The 2,111-nt window shown below is 71.8% G+C and carries 3 protein-coding genes; 1 reads left to right on the top strand and 2 read right to left on the bottom strand.

The genetic code is table 11. The features are described 5' to 3' along the window. Positions 1-2 precede the first annotated feature (2 nt). Positions 3-647, bottom strand: a complete 645-nt coding sequence (locus VFN12_RS14695) for a response regulator transcription factor (protein ID WP_325119479.1) — start codon at positions 645-647, stop codon at positions 3-5. Between the two features lie 25 nt (positions 648-672). Next, positions 673-1,560, bottom strand: a complete 888-nt coding sequence (locus VFN12_RS14700) for a universal stress protein (protein WP_325119480.1) — start codon at positions 1,558-1,560, stop codon at positions 673-675. A 200-nt stretch (positions 1,561-1,760) separates the two neighbouring features. Here VFN12_RS14700 and VFN12_RS14705 point away from each other — a divergent pair. Continuing rightward, a partial coding sequence (locus tag VFN12_RS14705) for an MFS transporter (RefSeq protein ID WP_325119481.1) occupies positions 1,761-2,111 on the top strand: 351 nt, incomplete at its 3' end.

The raw sequence follows: 2,111 nt of genomic DNA on the forward strand, positions 1-2,111 counted from the left end.
CGCTAGCCGCGGAGCAGCTTGGAGGCGAGTACGGCGGCCTGGGTGCGCCGCTCGAGGCCGAGCTTGGCCAGGATGCTCGACACGTAGTTCTTCACCGTCTTCTCGGCGAGGAACAGCCGCTCGCCGATCTGCCGGTTGGTCATCCCCTCGGCGATCAGGGCCAGGATCTTGCGCTCCTGCTCCGTCAGGTCGGCCAGCTCCTCGTGCTGGGGAGGTCCGCTGCGCACCCGCTCGAGCACCCTGGCCATGAGCTGTGGGTCGATGAGTGACTGGCCGGCGGCCACGCGACGCACGCTGTCGACGAGGTCGCCCGCGCCGACCTGCTTGAGGACGTAACCCGCGGCGCCGGCCATGATCGCGGCGAACAGTGCCTCGTCGTCGTCGTAGCTGGTCAGGATCAGCGCCTTGATCGTCGGGTCGGTCGAGCGAACGTCGCGGCACACGTCGATGCCGCTGCCGTCGGGGAGCCGGGCGTCCAGCACCGCGACGTCGGGGCGGAGGGCCGGGATCCTGGCCGTCGCCTCGCGGGCGCTGCCGGACTCACCGACGATCTCGATGTCGCCCTCGCTCTCGAGGAGGTCGTGCAGGCCACGGCGGACGATCTCGTGGTCGTCGAGAAGGAAGACGCGGATCCTGTCGGTGTCCATGCTCTGTTTCTACCGGATCACTCGGTCAGTCGGGCACGACGGCGACGATCGTCGGCGCGTGCTCCACGACCGAGCGGGCGATCCCGCCGAAAGTGCCCCGGGCCAGACCATGTCCGGGGTGCCGGCCGACGACCACCAGATTCATGTGGGCCGAGGCATGGAGCAGGGCGGCGTCGGGGAGGCCGGGTGCGAGCTGGAGCTGGACCCGCACCTCGGGGTACTCCTCACCCATCCCGCTGACCGACTCCGCGAGCAACAGTCGGTCAGCCTCGTCGTCGCCGGTGAGCCGGGGGGTGCTCGCCGGGGTGAGCTTCGCAGCGTCCCAGTACGTGTGCAGCACGGTCAGGGGCAGGTCCTGGAGCGCGGCCTGTCGGTAGGCGAACTCCAGGGTCGCCCGGCATCGGTCGGTCCCGTCCACGCCGACCAGGACCCCGCGGCGTACCTCCCCGGGGTGGTGGGGCCGGACCACGACCACCGGGCACGTCGCATGGCTCGCGACGGCGACACTGGTCGACCCCAGCAACAGGGTGCGGACCGGTCCGCGGCCCCGGGACCCCACCACGATCAGGGAGGCGCGGTCCGCGACGTCGAGCAGCGCCTGCCGGGGATCGGCGGCGCGCAGGGAGGTGGTGACCGCCAGTTCCGGGTGGCTCTCCCGGGTGAGGCCCGCGACGTCCTCGACCAGGGCCCGGGCCGCGCCTTCGACCTGGCCGACGACCTCGGCGACGTCGGCGCCCGCCCGCACCAGCCAGAGGTTGGCCTGGGTGTCGAGTGCCCGGTAGGCGTGCAGCAGGACGAGCGGCCGGTGCTCGCGCTCGGCCTGACAGGCCGCCCAGTCGATGGCCTGCAGGGCGGACGGCGACCCGTCGACCCCTACGACAACGGCTCCGCTCGGAATGGTGTGGGCGCTCATGTCCCCAGCATGCGACCCGAACGCCGTCACGGCTCGGGCCTTTGGTCCCGCTCACGGGGGCAGGACGGCACCTCCACCGCAGCCGCCCGGACGAGATCGTGGGGCACGGCCGGTCTCCGTCCGACCGACCCACCGAGGAAGGGGTTCCAACAGGTGTGCGTCTTTGCCAAGGTGGTTGCGACCCTCGAGGGGAGCACTTCGTGACCACACCGTCGGACTCGGGTCCGGTGACCCAGGATCGCGCCGGCGCCCGCAGCCGCGGTCCCGTCGTGATGCTCGCGGTCGCGACTGTGGGATTCGCCGTCAACTTCTGGGCATGGGCGTTGCTGAGCCCGCTCGGCCCGCTCTACCGCGTGACCGGCCAGCTCGGGTCCCTCTCGGAGTCCGACGTCGCCCTGCTCGTCGCCGTCCCCGTCATCGTCGGTGCCCTCGGCCGGATCCCGGTCGGTGCCCTGACCGACCGGTACGGCGCCCGGATCATGTTCCCGCTCGTGTCCGCCGCGACCATCGTGCCGGTCCTGTTCATCGGGCTGGCCGGCCAGGAGTCCTAC

The sequence above is a fragment of the Nocardioides sp. genome, from assembly GCF_035703625.1.
Classification (GTDB): Bacteria; Actinomycetota; Actinomycetes; order Propionibacteriales; family Nocardioidaceae; genus Nocardioides.